Here is a 14,729-nt window from a genome sequence, read left to right on the forward strand (position 1 = left end):
GAATTAAAGCTAAAGGGGATGTATGATGTGGGATATATGATTAAGAAAACTAGATTATGGCTTCTGGTTTTTATTTTCTTTATCACTTTGTTTGCTGTCTTTATTCCGAAGGGACAACTCGTACAAGCAGCCGATAATGGATTAGCGCAAAAGCCATACATGGGCTGGAGCAGCTACAGCATGCAAGTGTATAACAACGGAAATTGGATTACAGCCGCACAGATTATGGCGCAATCTGACGCTATGCATGCGATTCTGCAGCCCCATGGCTACAATTATATCAACGTAGATGCAGCCTGGAATGGGAGCATGGATGAATATGGACGCCCACAACCAAGCACTACTTTGTATCCGAATGGTCTTAGTGAGGTCATCAATCATGTACATAACAATGGGCAAAAGTTTGGTCTCTATTTTATACCGGGGATGTCACCGCAAGCGTATGACGCCAACTTGCCAATCTATGGTACCTCCTGTCATGCACAGGACATCGTGGTACTACCATTAACTACGTCGGATTATTGGAATATAGGCTATAAAATTGACTTTTCTAAACCATGTGCGCAGAGCTACATCAACTCCATTGCCGATGAGATTGCCTCATGGGGTGTTGATTTCGTGAAATTCGATAGCGTGACTCCGGGCTCCGGACATAATGATACGTCTATTGATGCTCGCGGTGATGTCAAAGCCTGGTCCCAGGCACTCGCCCCGCACCATATTTGGTTCGAGCTTTCATGGGCGCTGGATATTAACTACGTTGACACTTGGAAGAAGTACGCGAATGGATGGCGTGTCGACTGGGATATTGAATGTTATTGTGGAAAAGCGGGATTAACCAATTGGGCTAATATCGCGAGGCTATTTCCGCGAGCTGGAGAATGGTGGCGCCACGCAGGTCCGGGCGGATGGAATAATTTCGATTCCTTGAATATCGGTAACGGCGCCATGGATGGCATTACACCGGATGAGCGGCAGACAGCCATGACGTTCTGGGCTATCTCGTCGGCCCAATTATATACAGGCAATGACTTAACCAATCTGGACGAGTTCGGTATTAAGCTGTTGACGAACGATGAGGCAATCGCCGTCAATCAGGCCGGTAAGCCGGCACATCCCGTATCCCTCGCAACCGAGCAGCAGGTCTGGTATGCGAACAACGGTGATGGAACCTATACCGTAGGACTGTTTAACCTGGGAAGCTCGAACGCGACGGTGAACGTCAATTGGAGCGATATCGGTTTAAGCGGTGCAGCCTCTGTACGTGATTTATGGAGTCATAGCGAACTAGGCGTGTTTAACTCCAGCTTCAGTTCGGGGGAACTAGCTCCACATGCTTCTCGTTTGTTGAAGGTTACATCGCAAGGAGGCGTTTCCTCCATCAATGATGATGATACGGGAATTTCCTACACGGGCGATTGGCAGCGAAACAGCAACAGGGGACTGGGTGCTACTCAGAATCTTGCCATCACCGTGATCGACTCATTAGCACAGAACAGTACGATTAGCCCGTCAACCGGGAACTTTGATAAGAATTTATCCGCTCAGACCGATGTTACAACAACGATGACATTGAATGGAAATACACTAAGTGGTATATCAAATGACGGTGTAGACTTGGTGCTAGGCACCGACTATACGGTTTCAGGCAACTCGGTCACGATCAAGAAAGGTTACCTTGCTGCTCAACCAGTCGGAACTACGCAGCTTACTTTCACTTTCAGCGCCGGAGCTAGACCGATTCTGGCCATTGCAGTGAGTGATACTTCGCCTAAGAACAGCACGATTCTTCCGTCAACTAGAAATTTTGACAAGAAGGTAACGCTGCAGGCGGATGTTACGACTACGATGACACTGGATGGTAATCAGTTGAGCGCTATAACGAGTGATGGAACATCGCTTGTATTAGGCACTGACTTTACGGTATCTGGCAATACGTTAACTATCAAGAAGGAATACCTAGCCACACAACCGCTCGGGACAACGAACCTGCTTATTTCCTTCAGCGCCGGAAATCCGCAGACGCTCGCCATTGTTGTAAGCAACACTTCTCAAGGCGGATCAATTGCCATCAATAACGACGACTCGGGGATTACGTATTCGACCGCATGGCAGCGAAGTACGAATCGAGGGCTTGGTGATTATTTGAATGATGTGCAATTCACCGAAAGGAATAACGAATACTTCGAGTATACCTTTACCGGAACGGGCATTGAATTCATTACAGAAATGGATTCATCACAAGGTGATGTAGATGTTTATGTGGATGGAGTATTTAAACAAACGATTAGCACGTACCATTCGAGTCGTTTAGCCCAACAACCCGTATATGGAATATCTGGACTATCAAGCGGTCCTCATACGATCAAGGTTGTGAAAAAATCAGGTTCTTACATGCTCCTTGATAAATTGCGCGTTCTAGTCGCTGATCTGATTAATCCTGTTACGGGAAGCTTTGACAAAAAGTTAACGGCACAGGCAGATGTAACGATAACACTGACTCCTGGCAGTTATACCTTCAGCGGCATGGCTAACGGAGCAACTACATTGGTTGCGGGTACCGACTACACGTTATCAGGTAACGTCGTAACGATCAAGAAGGAATACCTTGCGGCTCAACCCCTTGGTTGGACGGATCTGACTTTCTCCTTCAGTGGGGGAGCTGCCCAGAACCTTCCAATTAAAGTAAGCGACAGCTCGGTGACGATTACGCCGGTTTCTGTTAACGATAACGATCCGGGAATTGTTTACACAGGCTCTTGGGGGTATAGCAACAATCGGGGACTTGGAGATTATCATGATGATGTTCATTACTCCGAGGCCAACAACGATTACTTTGAATATGCCTTTACGGGAACGGGCATTGAATTGATTACCGAGAAAGATGTTTCGCAGGGCGATATCGATATTTATGTAGATAACGTGTTCCAACAAACGGCGGGTACATTTAATGATAGCCGGTTAGTTCAACAAAGCATATACAGTATCGCGGGACTGCCGGACGGTCCGCATACCATCAAGGCAGTGAAGAAATCAGGTGCTTATATGCTGTTGGATAAATTGAGCGTGACTCCATCAGCTGCGGGCAGCACTGTTACGGGAAGTGTATATGGACAGGTGTCAGCACAATCGGTTCAAGTAGTACCATCTATAACGACCATCCAGTTGACTCCGTCGGCAGCGTCGGAAATGACAGAACAGACGGTTCCCACATCCCATGGCGCCACGGCTAGCATCAATGATGACAATGCTGCGATTCATTATTCTGGATCATGGGGATATAGCAATAATCGAGTATTCGGGGATTATCAGAACGACGTTCATTACACCGAGACGAACAATGATTATTTTGAATATGTCTTCAAGGGAACGGGCATTGCGTTGATCACCGAGAAGGATACTTCGCAGGGCGATATCGATATTTATGTAGATGATGTATTCAAGGAAACCGTGAGTACTTATCATGCCAGTCGATTAGCACAGCAAACGGTGTACAGCATTACAGGATTGCCAAGTGGTTCTCATACGCTTAAAGTTGTGAAGAAATCGGGATCCTATATGCTGCTGGATAAATTAACGATACTTGTAGGCGATCTGATGAGTCCTGATACAGGCAGTTTTGACAAAAAGATAACTGCACAGGCGGATGTGAGTACAACGTTGTCACTGGGCGAGTATGTACTTGATCGAATCGACAATGGCCGAACTACCCTAGTGCCAGGCACCGATTACACATTAGTAGGCAATACGTTAACGATCAAGAAGGCATACCTTGCAGCGCAGCCGGTGGGAACTACGAATCTGACGTTCGTCTTCAGTGGGGATTATCAGAATGACGTGCATTTTACAGAAACGAACAACGATTATTTCAAATACACATTTAAAGGAACCGGAATTGCTGTTATTACGGAAAAAGATGCTTCACAGGGGGAAATCGACGTTTACGTGGATGATGTTTTCAAACAAACGGTGAACACGTTTAATGCGACGCGGTTAGTCCAGCAAACGGTGTACAGTATTTCCGGTCTTTCAAACAGCGTGCACACGATCAAAGTCGTGAAAAAATCAGGCAGCTACATGCTGCTGGATAAATTAAGCTTTACGGTTGCGCAGGTTCCGTCAACTGCTGCTGTAACAACGACTGGGGTCTCTAAAGTCAAGAATACAAGTGCAACAATTGCCGGGAATGTAACGGCTGATGGAGGTACTGCTGTCACATCGCGAGGAATTGTATATTCAACAGCACCAACGCCTACAATTACCGGTTCCGGATCAACCAAAGTTACCATTGGCTCAGGATTAGGCGAGTTTAGTGAGAAAATAAAGAAATTGAAATCAAATACGACGTATTATGCCAGAGCTTACGCGACCAACTCAGCGGGAACGAGCTATGGGGCTGAAGTTACATTTACTACAAGTAAGAAATCCGAGAATCAGAATGATCATGAAGATGATGACCAGGATGATCACGATGATGGTGAGCAGAAGTAAATATCCACCCCTCGTGGTGAACAGATTCTAAGAGTTATGCCATAGATATCTGAGATATCGAGCCCTTCTTGTTATCATGGGAGGGCTCGATATTTATCATTTGATAACCCTCAATCATACATGATATATTGAGTGTAAAAAGGGTGAGGGTATCACATGAGCAGTAAAATTAGTCGTGTTAATTTAACCGAAGAAATTTATCGGATTGTCAAAGAAGACATTTTAACTCATAAATTAAAATCCGGTGAAAAAATTAACATTGATCAATTAGCGCGCGCTTTAGAAGTAAGCAACATTCCGATTCGTGAGGCCCTTTCCAGATTGCAATCGGAAGGGTATCTGAATGTCATTCCTTTTAAAGGAATGTTTGTGAATATGATGAGTGTCAAAGAGTTGGACGAATTATTTGAAATTAGACTGCAGCTTGAACCACTTGCCGTTAAAAAGGCTGCGCTTCTTATACCAGATGATATACTGGAGCGGCTGCAAGAAACTATGAATTCCCTTCAAACTCAGCAATCACCGAGATCTACTAACGGTTTGGGGACAATTAAGGAATTGAATATGTCTTTACATGGTACTATTCTTGCCTATTGCGAGAATACCAATTTGCAAAATTTAGTCAGGGGTTATATTGAACAGATTCAAAGATATTTAACCTACATCCAATTAAATTTAGATTTAAATACCACGAATGAGGAATGGTCGGAACATAATGCTATTTTACAGAAATTAAAGCAGCGAGATCCCGAAGGCGCATCCGATGCCATGTCCAAACATATTATTAATTCCCGCTTAAGGACGAATGCTCACTTTACGAAAGCAGGTAGTAACTAGTCGAATTTTATCACGGGGATTGCGGCAATTATCATACATGATATATGATAAAAGGAGAGTTGAGATGACTCCAAACGAAGGAAAGGAATCACAGTTGACTAGCGGTAAAAGAATTATTTTTCTTGGGGACAGTATTACAGATGAAGGGACGTTTATTACTTATTTGGATACTTATTTTGAGCAGCATACGCCTGACATTCCTTTTACATTCATAAACCTTGGCATAAGCAGTGAGACTGCCTCTGGATTAACGGAGGCCGACCATCCATTTCCACGTCCCTGTATCCTTGATCGATTAGCAAGGGCATTAGAAGAAAGCAAGCCGGATTGGGTTGTTGTGGGATACGGAATGAATGATGGCATCTATGCGCCATTTTCTATAGAACGGTTTCAAGCTTATCAAAATGGCATACTTACAGCCATTCAGATGATCCATCAAAGCGGTGCAAAAGCCATCGTCATGACGCCTCCGCCCTTTGATCCCGAATCTATGAACGATAATGTTCTTTTGCCCGATGGTAAGAAAGACTACAGCTACAAGGAGCCATATGCACGCTACAATGATGTCGTTAGATACTATGCGAATTGGCTGCTATCGCTGGATTCAACGGCGGATGAAGTCGTGAATATCTACGACCCACTTCTTCAGCATAGAGAACAAGAACGCGAAATGAACCCCAGCTATCGTTCCGGTGACGGTATTCATCCCAACTCAGATGGTCATTGGGTGATCGCTAAAACGCTTTTAAGTCGATTATTTCATATTACTTTGGAACAGATGCCAGATTTCGTAGAACAACCTGATAAATCGCACTTATTTCAATTGATTTTGCAGCGTCAACAGCTTTTAGGATCGGCATGGAAAGAACATGTAGGTCATACCAATCCTAGCAAAAAGGAGGCTTTGCCACTGGAATTAGCCTTCAGAAGAGGCGAAGAGATCACCAAGCAAATTCGGAAGATCGTGCTGTAAGGGCGGTTTCCGCGCTTATTGTTCGAGGGTCCCAAGTAAGCGCGTTTTCCGAGCTTAATCAGCACGGACGCGCGAGACGGTCTACCGAGAAGTCGATTTCCGGCTTCTCGGACTATATCGACGAGCTTCGGCTCGCAGAGCTCTCGCTATAAGCGCGGTATTCCGGCTTCTCAGATTCTGGAACTCGCGGAGAAGCCGGTGAGCAGCGGATCAAGACGCTGTTAGAACAGGAACGTAATTTCCACATCGTGGAGCAGTTAAAGCCAGTCGCGGAGCGCAGAGGCTGGACACTCGCTCAGCTTGCACTGAATTGGGTTTTGAGTAAACAAGGAATCACATCAGCGATTTTGGGGGTTTCCAAGCCGCAGCATATTACGGATTCGCTGCCTGTCATCGGTGAAAAGCTTAGCTTGGATGAGTTGAAAGAAGTTGATACGATAACGAGCGGCGTTCAATTCGAGCTAGTTGGAAGATAAGGTGCGAATGTGTGAAGTCTGTTAGTTATTGCAGTATAGCGTGGAACAAAAAATGTACCGTCAGGGATCGAAACTTCCCTGACGGTACTTTTTGACACTCACCAAATCATGAGCCTGGATCAGATGTGTTATTACTTATTGAACCGCAGCGACAACGAATTTGTCGTTCACTTTTTTCGTCGTATACGTTACACCGTCTTTGGTAGTGAACTTAACTTGATCTTTCGAATTCGACGCGTCAAACGTAATATCTTCTTTTTTCGTTGCAAGAATGTTCGAAGTGAAGAAAGATTTTTTGTTGGTTACGATAGCATTATCCGCTTTTTGATCGGTTAGGTAATGCGCAGTTAGTTTATCTACCATTGCTGTATCGAAGTAGCTGGAAAGAAATTTCACGGCTTTTTCTTTGCCGTCTGCAGCTTTAGGGTTGAGTATAAACGCGCCATCGCTGGATTTGGCTTCCGCAAAGAGGAAGTCCACTTTTTCCTGAGCGATTCTAGCAGCTATATAGCCTTTCATATTAACGGCATCTTGGCTTTCGGCAGTTGCTTGCGGAGCAGCCGTCGTGTTTGTTGCAGCTGCGGGGCTTGGCGATGATTTCGGTTGATCGGAAGAGCAAGCTGCTCCTGTCACCATAACGGTTAGTAAAATAATTCCTGCTGCTGTTTTTTTCAATGTCATTATCGTGCACCTCTTCATTTCATTATTCGGATAAGACTAATTTTGTAAAATCATCCGAAATATATAATATTTTTTTAAGTCAGCAATATAAAAATATATACGAAATTGTTAGAAATTGCAAATTTTCTAAATGTAATAGATCGACTCCATATAGAATGATTGAAAGGTTGGATAGAAAGAACCTATTAGACGCTGAATCCATGAGATGTTAAAATTTATCCAAGTAATAAATCCATTAATATAGCCATTGCTGCTCGAACCTCACGTATACGTTTATTAACCACGGTAACGGTACTAAGTGTGTTAGATCCTGTTCGTGTGGCCGAAGACTATGCCACACTTGATCATCTTTCTGGCGGGCGTTTGGAATGATCATTGGTAAAGGGAATGATTCTCGCCACTACCCGCTATTTGGAATAACCGAGGAAAAACAATGGGAATCTCTTGCTGAACGATATGAACTCCTGAAGCGCTTATGGCATGAGGAAAATGTCACTTGGGAAGGGCGGTACCGTCCAGCACTTCATAATGTCACTACCGAACCAAGACCTTTCCAGAAGCCAATCCCAGTATGGCATGGCAGCGCATCAAGTACACGATCCACGGAGTTGGCTGCGAAACATGGAGAGCCGATCTTTTCATCCAATGAGGCCCGAAAAAGGTTAATATTTTACTCGAAAAAGTAAATTCATGAACTAGACGATTAACACCTTATTCATTATAGTGGGTTTAAAGATAACTAACCCAAAAGAGGTGTTCACTTGAATAGTCGATTATTGTTGGAAGCGCTGCAAGCAGCGGAGGCGGAACATGCTTCCCTTTTTGAAGAAGTCAGAACTCGATCCGTGGATATTCGCTCAGGTATGGACAATCCGCTGCTGGCTGCCCACCGGATAGAAATCCGGCAGTTGGCTGACCAATTTCTCACACAGCCCATAGAGGCGCTGCCCTTCAGCGCATTTCGATTATTTCAAGTAAATGGTTCAAGAAAAGAGTTCGAGAAGCTGTATTTTGATCGCCGTCGCCGGCTTGCTGCTTTTGCAATCGCTGCCCTAATGGAAGATGATGCTGCATTCTTTCCTGCACTCGAGGATATCATCTGGGCCATATGCGATGAGTACACATGGTGCTTGCCTGCGCACCTGAATCATTATGATCCGAAAGCAGAAGATGAGGCGCCAAGGTATGTAGATTTGTTCGCTTCCGAGACGGCCCATGCATTGAGCGAGATTTGTCATCTGTTCAAGGATCGACTAGATCCACTCATTGTTAAACGCGCACGCCACGAGGTTATGCAAAGAGTTCTGAATCCGTATATGCAGCTCAAGCAAGTGTTTGGGTGGGAGACAGCAACGAACAACTGGTCGGCTGTATGCGCAGGAAGCATCGGAATGGCTGCTATTTATATGATTCAGGATTCGAGAATCCTGATGCCTGTCTTAAATCGCGTTTTTGAAGCGATGGAGTGCTTTCTTGAAGGGTTCACCGAAGAGGGGGCGTGTCTCGAAGGTCTCGGTTACTGGTACTATGGTTTCGGTTATTACGTATATTTTGCAGAGCTGCTGAAGCAGCGTACAGGTGGACAGGTCGATCTGCTTCTGGATGAAAAGAAAGCCCAGCGCATTGCGGAGTTCCCGCAATTCTGCTTTCTACAGGAGAATCATGTGGCGAATTTCTCCGATTGCTCGCGTACGAGCGGCATTCAGACTGGCTTATTCAGCCGTCTATGTCAAAGGATTGAACAACTCCGCATCCCGTCGCTGACGTATCGCTCGAATTCAATTGATCACTGCGGCCGCTTCGCAACGGCACTGCGTGATTTGGCTTGGACGGACTATGCGCTGCTGGAAAAAAGGGAAGGGCTGCCGCTTCATTCAGAGTTCCTTCAAGAAGCCGAATGGATGGTGAGCCGGTGTCAGGTAGGCGGTAAACTCATCAGCTTTGCAGCTAAAGGCGGACATAATGCGGAGCCGCATAATCATAATGATATCGGACATTTCGTCTGGGTAGTGGACGGCGTCAGGTGGTTGGAGGATCTTGGTGCTGGTTTATATACAAGACAATATTTTGGCGACGAGCGCTATTCGATTCTTTGCAACAGCTCATCTGGGCATAGCGTTCCTATCATCAATGGCTGTTTTCAAAGCGAGGGAGAGCAGTATCGTTCGCAGGTAGTGGAAGTGGGTATTCAAGATGGAAGAGATCGGTTCCTGTTGGATCTGCAGCAAGCTTATGACGTACCGCATTTGCACAAATTGGAGCGATTGTTCGATTTGGATAAGCAGCAGGGCAAATTAACGATAACTGATAGTTATGAATTCACGGAATTTCCTACATCGATTACTGAGCGTTTCATCTCTCTTTATTCGCCAGAAGTTGGTAAGGAGGGGGAAATCATTTTAAGCGCGAGTGAAGGTCAGAAGCTTCGTCTTGTGTATGAAGCTCGGTTGTTGGATGCTACGATCCAGACAGCTGAACACTTGGACCATTCTGGGAATTCCGAGACAGTGTATCTGATTGATCTGAAGAGTGTGGATACGGCCAGACAGCAGGTCATATCTGTGACTCTAGAGCCTGTATTTTAATAAGGAATTTCAATAGATGTAATGGTAATGTTACATATATTGACATAGAACAACAATTTTTATATAATCGAACCATCACAAAGACGTGATCACGTAGAGAATCTAACATTGTTTTCTTATCTGTTCTAGTCGGCAACGAAGCCTATCCGTTACAGTTTCTGTAATGGGGTGGGCTTTTTTATGTGTAAAAAGGAGGAATCACTTTGTTCAAACTATTTCATTCATCATCGTATGAAAAGGTTCATGGAGATTTATTAAAAATGGCTACAGGTGATTTTAGTATGAGCTGTGCCCCTGTTGTTGGTGAGAGATCATTAATCAGTACGTTGAAAAAAACAATTCGCAGTTTGAAATCTCTCATCCGAATCGTCGATAAATCGTCGAGTGAGCTCTATCATAAGATGGAGGATACGAGCGCGAGGTCAACTCTGATTACTGTACAGGTAGAAGAAATAACGGCTACGATGCGTGAAATGGCTGAAGGTATGCAGGATGCCTCCGAACATGCCCAGTTCATATCAGACCAAATCCATCCTATACATACCTTTCTTGAGGGAGTTAAAGATAGCAACAGTGCGATCGTCCAATCATCGACTCAATTTTTGGGAGAAGTGAGCTCCGGCAGAGTGGAAATGAGTGTTGCGATGGAACAAATGCAGCTAATCTCCAAGGATAGTACGCAAATCTATGTAAAAATGGATGAATTGAATAAAGCTATTGAGAAAATCGCAGATATGACCACTTTAATCGAACATATCTCTCAGCAAACCCAATTGTTAGCTTTGAATGCGAATATCGAAGCGGCACGTGCGGGAGAGCAGGGAAAGGGATTTGCGGTCGTTGCTCAAGAGATTTCGAAAATGGCCATTCAGACGAAGCAGGAAACGGTTAACATACAGGAACTTATCCAAACGGTTACTTCTAGTGCAGATGGATTGCGGGGTTCGATTCACCAGATGCAGGACACGGTTGGTACAGGAGCGCACACTTTGCAAGGAGCGGTTAGTAAGTATGAAATGATGGAGACGTTTCTTGGTCAACTTTTAGGTGATATGCAGGGAGTAGATGGTCGCTTAGAAGGTGTTACCAGCAATACATTGTCTATAGCAAACTCGATTAATCAAACGTCAGCAATGATTCAACAAGTAGCTGCTGGGAGCGAAGAAGTTTTGGCTGCTGCTGATGTTCAGCTTCAGAATATCTTGGGGATGAATGAAAGTATTCAAGAAGCAACAAGGAGCAGTCTTTCCTTACGCTCGGTAGTTTCGCAATTTAAATTGCCTTCAATCCAGCACTCTCATGCCTTGCAGAAAGATTTGGATATGTGGATGGAATGTGCGACAGGCATGCGAGCGATCATGGTTTCGTTGATTGAAGCCAGGGATTCAGAAAAAATAAACGATTGGTACCAGAAAAAAGTGGCACAAGAGGTACTTTTACAAACATGTATGAAAGAGCTGGAAAGTAAGTTGAAAGAGGCGAGTGATCGAAAATACTTCTCCTCGTTGCGCTCTGCATGGGATGTTTTTGGCGTGATCAAGGATCAAAATGCAGCATGGATGCTGGAAGGAGAATATGATAAAGCGAAGCAAGCGCTGATTAGCCGCGGGCGAGAGTGCTTTAAACAAGCGGTTGATGTAGCTACGGAATGGATGGAGCAGGTCCGGCATTAAATGATTCATAGTGTTTGTATTTCTGGTTTTTAGGTTTCTGTTTAGAGGAGAGAGGCAATAAGGGAGCCTTTGCGTCTGTTTTTCGCAGCGATTAGGAGCAAAAGTTGTACACTGTACAACAATGTCGATGATTTCTTCTCAAAAAGTTATCAATGTTGTATTTTGTGCAACAATTTCACCTTATTTCATACTTTGGAGCTGCTTTTGCGAGATAATGTTGTATTTTTTACAACAATCGCAGGGATGTCGTGAATTAGCTAGCCTATTGTTGTATAGAATACAACATTGCTTTTCGTCAACCCATGTAGGGGTAGTAAATCATTGCTTCTACGCAAAATATGTGGGGAAATGCGGTTTCGAGGAGCTATGCAGAACGATGCTCATCTATGAAAAAAAGCAGAGACACATCCACTAGTGGATTGTGTCTCTATTTATTCGTGTTAGCCTGCTTGCACCGCAGGCAACTGTTATGATTCTCGCAGCCAAGCATTGGCGAGCATCATAGCACCGCGCGCGGCAGCCGTGTCGGCCAAGGCATTCAGCATCACGAAGTCGTGGATGATGCCTTGGAAGCGCACGGACGTGACGGGCACGCGGGCTTCGCGAAGCTTGTTCGCGTAGGCTTCGCCTTCATCGCGCAGCACGTCGGCCTCGCCCGTGATGATCAGCGCGGGCGGAAGACAGCTGAGCTGCTCGAGCGTAGCTCGCAGCGGAGATGCCGTCACCTCCGCTCGTTCGCGGGGATCGGACGTGTATTGATCCCAGAACCACTGCATCGCATCACGACGTAGGAAGTATCCCGTTGCGAACTGCTCATAAGAATCCGTATCGAAGGATGCATCGGTTACAGGGTAGAACAGCAGCTGCTTGTGGATGGTCGGGCCCTTGCGTTCCTTGGCGACCAACGTAATGGCTGCGGCCATATTGCCGCCAACGCTATCACCTGCAATAGTGAGACGCTCCGCATCGAAGCCGTACTCTTTTGCATGGTTGGCTATCCATTGAAGGACAACGTAGATCTCCTCCAGTGCTGTTGGATACTTGGCCTCAGGCGAAAGGCTATAGTTGGGGAATACGACGGCTGCCTGAGCACCAACTGCAAGCTCGCGGACCAAGCGATCATGCGTATGTGCATTTCCGAAAACCCATCCAGCACCGTGGATATACAGGATAACAGGGAGTGTCGGCGGTGATTTCTTTGGTCGCAGAATTCTCACGGATACTTCACCGCTCGGGCCACCTGCGATAGTAAGATCTTGTATGTCGACAGCTTCTTTATGGACAGGCTCAGATTGCACCTTGTCAACAGTCTCGCGCCCATTTACAGGACCTAGATCGAAGAGAAATGGGGGTTTTGCAGTATCTTCTGCGAATTTCTGCGCTGCGGCTTCAAGATGAATTTTGTTTGGCATGGATAGTTCCTCCTTTGAAGTGTTCATGTATGGATTAACATCATTGATTGTTGTTTCAAATGCCTACTACTATGTAAACGTTGAACCTAAGTTTGAATCTCTCTTCCATCGAAAAGGCACTCAATAGGTTGCCCAGATTGACATGGTTGTATCCACCTTTGAAAGATTCTTATGTTATTTTTCACTTTGAGCAAGATCTTACTGTTCTCCTCTGGCTTTCAACATTGAACTAGTATACAGCAATAATTAAGTGTTATTATGAAAGGAAATAAGTAGAAAAAGGATGTGTATAAATTGGAAGCGCTATCTCTGAGTGCCCTTCAAGCAGGTAATACATCACATAACTATGAAGTTATTCCCAATTGGGCCAAAGTGCCCGAGAATGTCACACTAGGTTACACACACGGAATTGAAGTTGATGAAGCGGATCGTTTTTATTTGTTCCATACCGGAACGCCTTCCGTTGTGGTATTTGACCGCAATGGGAAATATTTGAATGCATGGGGCGAAGAATTCGAAGGAGGTGCGCACGGCTTTTATCTGCACAAGGAAGCAGGTGGCGAATTCCTTTATGTGACTGACACGGCCAAAGGGATTATGGTTAAAACAACATTAACCGGCGAACATTTGTTAACGATCGGCACGCCAGATCTGCCTGAGATTTATGATGCTGAACGCAAATTTGTGCCAACGGATGTGGCTGTGGGGCCAAATGGCGATATTTATATTTCAGATGGTTATGGTCAAAGCTGGGTGCATCAATATAATGCACTTGGTGACTATATTCGCTCATGGGGAGGAAAAGGCTCCGAAATTGGGCAATTCGCTTGTCCACATGGTATTTCCGTTGATTTGCGACGCGGAGAACCGGAACTATATGTTGCGGATCGAGGCAATCATAGGATCCAAGTGTTTACACTCGATGGGCAATTCAAACGCACTTTTGACCATGACATGGATATGCCTTGCAGCTTCTATTTCTACAAGGATGAAATGTATTTTCCGGACTTATACAGCCGTGTAACGGTATTCGATAAACATGATAGATTAGTTACGCATTTGGGTGAGGATCGTCAAGCTAAATCTCAGGAGGGATGGCCTAATCTAGATAAAGCTTACTATCGCGCAAACAAATTCAGTTCTCCGCATGGCATCTGTGTCGATTCGCGTGGAGATGTGTATGTGGCCGAGTGGATTTCGGATGGACGCTTGACCAAGCTCGCTCGCAGGTAATTGATTGTAATCATCATCGTGTTACTTAACATGCACGGTTTAAAGTCACTCTTCCAAGAGTGGCTTATTTTTGTGCTGATCGACTAGAAACGCCGGCTAATTTTACGTTACCTTAAGATACGCTAACTTTTTCTGAGTAAAACCTTTCAGAAGTAGTTTTTTATGTGCTAAAGCATTCTTTTGTGAAGAATAGAAATAACGGTATTTTTAAAGGGAAAAATAGGTTTACAAAAAATGTATATGGGCTTATAGTGAAGTCAAATGGTTTTTCCCTTGGTAAACTCTTTGTCCCATTGGAAATAAATTTTTTTTTGTTCAAAAAGTTTCCCTAACACAAAAATATTGTAAACAAGCAATATAAAATAGGA

The 14,729-nt window shown here is 44.7% G+C and carries 9 protein-coding genes and 1 pseudogene; 8 read left to right on the forward strand and 2 right to left on the reverse strand.

The genetic code is table 11. From position 1 onward, the window contains the following. Positions 1–36: 36 nt before the first annotated feature. From QFZ81_RS10060 to QFZ81_RS10075, 4 genes are all read left to right on the forward strand, one after another. The gene (locus tag QFZ81_RS10060) at positions 37–4,491 is read left to right on the forward strand and encodes a X2-like carbohydrate binding domain-containing protein (protein ID WP_307606864.1); all 4,455 of its coding nucleotides are present in this window, start codon (positions 37–39) and stop codon (positions 4,489–4,491) included. Positions 4,492–4,647: 156 nt separating this feature from the next. Next, a complete protein-coding gene (locus tag QFZ81_RS10065; protein WP_307444872.1) occupies positions 4,648–5,328 on the forward strand; it encodes a GntR family transcriptional regulator in 681 nt (226 codons plus the stop codon). A 64-nt stretch (positions 5,329–5,392) separates the two neighbouring features. After that, positions 5,393–6,301, forward strand: a complete 909-nt coding sequence (locus tag QFZ81_RS10070; RefSeq protein ID WP_307444870.1) for an SGNH/GDSL hydrolase family protein — start codon at positions 5,393–5,395, stop codon at positions 6,299–6,301. Positions 6,302–6,519: 218 nt separating this feature from the next. Beyond that, the gene (locus QFZ81_RS10075; RefSeq protein ID WP_307606866.1) at positions 6,520–6,777 is read left to right on the forward strand and encodes an aldo/keto reductase; all 258 of its coding nucleotides are present in this window, start codon (positions 6,520–6,522) and stop codon (positions 6,775–6,777) included. 135 nt (positions 6,778–6,912) lie between these two features. Here QFZ81_RS10075 and QFZ81_RS10080 read toward each other — a convergent pair whose 3' ends face one another. Beyond that, a complete protein-coding gene (locus QFZ81_RS10080) occupies positions 6,913–7,458 on the reverse strand; it encodes a hypothetical protein (protein ID WP_307602581.1) in 546 nt (181 codons plus the stop codon). Between the two features lie 243 nt (positions 7,459–7,701). Between QFZ81_RS10080 and QFZ81_RS10085 the strand changes: the two are divergent. The 3 genes and pseudogenes from QFZ81_RS10085 to QFZ81_RS10095 form a co-directional block, all read left to right on the forward strand. Further along, positions 7,702–8,105, forward strand: a pseudogene (locus QFZ81_RS10085) (LLM class flavin-dependent oxidoreductase); the annotation flags it as partial. 114 nt (positions 8,106–8,219) lie between these two features. Further along, positions 8,220–10,043, forward strand: coding sequence for a heparinase II/III family protein (locus tag QFZ81_RS10090; RefSeq protein WP_307602583.1), 1,824 nt, complete (start codon positions 8,220–8,222; stop codon positions 10,041–10,043). A 203-nt stretch (positions 10,044–10,246) separates the two neighbouring features. After that, positions 10,247–11,716, forward strand: coding sequence for a methyl-accepting chemotaxis protein (locus tag QFZ81_RS10095; protein ID WP_307602586.1), 1,470 nt, complete (start codon positions 10,247–10,249; stop codon positions 11,714–11,716). A 467-nt stretch (positions 11,717–12,183) separates the two neighbouring features. Here QFZ81_RS10095 and QFZ81_RS10100 read toward each other — a convergent pair whose 3' ends face one another. Beyond that, positions 12,184–13,128, reverse strand: a complete 945-nt coding sequence (locus tag QFZ81_RS10100) for an alpha/beta hydrolase (protein ID WP_307602588.1) — start codon at positions 13,126–13,128, stop codon at positions 12,184–12,186. Between the two features lie 294 nt (positions 13,129–13,422). On the opposite strand from QFZ81_RS10100, the gene QFZ81_RS10105 reads away from it, so the two are divergent. Then, the gene (locus tag QFZ81_RS10105; RefSeq protein WP_307444861.1) at positions 13,423–14,361 is read left to right on the forward strand and encodes an NHL repeat-containing protein; all 939 of its coding nucleotides are present in this window, start codon (positions 13,423–13,425) and stop codon (positions 14,359–14,361) included. Positions 14,362–14,729: the final 368 nt, after the last annotated feature.

It is taken from the genome of Paenibacillus sp. V4I9 (assembly GCF_030817295.1).
GTDB lineage: Bacteria > Bacillota > Bacilli > Paenibacillales > NBRC-103111 > Paenibacillus_E.